Annotated in this window: 1 protein-coding gene; it reads right to left on the bottom strand. The window is 56.3% G+C overall.

Annotation, left to right across the window (positions count from 1 at the left end; translation table 11 throughout):
- A partial coding sequence (locus tag AC6CIA_RS26330) for a M14 family metallopeptidase (protein ID WP_498316073.1) occupies positions 1-929 on the bottom strand: 929 nt, incomplete at its 3' end.
- Positions 930-1,205 lie beyond the last annotated feature (276 nt).

Here is a 1,205-nt window from a genome sequence, read left to right as displayed (position 1 = left end):
TGCAGCCATTGGTCGGCACGCAGCGCCTTGAGTACCTGAGGCCCGGGTTTGGTACCGTACTCAAGGGTCAGGCCGTTGTATTGCGCGTTGGGGCATTCTTGCATGACGGCTAAATCCAGCGTGCCGTTTAAAACGGTTGACGATGAAGTACCTTCGGTACTGATGGTGACCTGTGTGCCCCACCAGTTGCGCGCCCGGGCAATATCGTCCGAGGTGTTGTGTCCTTTGTAGATGCGCTCACCCACGCCATACGCGCCAAGGCCTGTATGCACGTCGATCCAGCCGATGCGCCGGCAATGAGCACCATAACGTCGAATGATCTGACGAACTTGCAAGTTGCTCCACGTAGGTTGGGTGCCCGTAAAAAACAGGCCGTCAGGGTCGCTGTGTTGACCGCGGGTGATGGCTGACTGCAAGGCTTTGGTGCCGTGGCGTAACGCATATCCGGCGAGTCCGAGGGTACTGAACAGCGTAGGCGGTTGACGCCGTGGCACCAGTAACGGGGCGATCGAGCGGTATTCAAAGTTGCCGGGCAACGGCTGGTCGAAGTCGATGAAGTTACGATTGATATCAACATTGTCTTCGTTGACGCGACGCAACCAGGAGAAGCCGTAAGGGTTGATCGCATGCAGATACAGCACAGCCATATTCTGAGCACGGCAATGCTCGGTCCAATCGTTATTGCGCAGATGATCCACCTGAACAGCTGAACCGCAGAAGCCTTCAACGCCATGAACGCCGCTGCTCACTACCAGCAGGTTAGTCGCTGTGGGAGAACCAAGAAGCGCGACATCAAGTGCCAGCTCTTCTCCATCGCGGCCCGGTAACGGATGAACGCGGACTTCAACTTCCAGATCCGCATTAGCGCAGGCATGCAGGAATTTTTGCCGAGCTTCGGCGTAGCTTTGTGAAAAGCAGGATACGTCCATCAAGGATGTCCTATTAACAGTCGTGACAAACACGACAAGGGGGCTGGGTTAATCGCTGCGCGACTTGCGCCAGGCAGGTGGCCGACGGACCCGACTTAAGAAGGTAGGCGTTGAATTTTCGGCGACTGCGTTCAGGGTCGATGAGCACCAGGCTAAGTACGGCGAACACTAAAAGGGCTATCCCGAACAGGCCAATGCCAGTTCGAAACCGATGACTAAATCACTGCCCTGCCAGACGATAGCCTGGGGCACGGGATTCACGCCGATGTTGTTCGT

Source organism: Pseudomonas sp. GQ91 (genome assembly GCF_059758795.1).
This window is presented reverse-complemented; position numbering and strand designations above follow the sequence as displayed.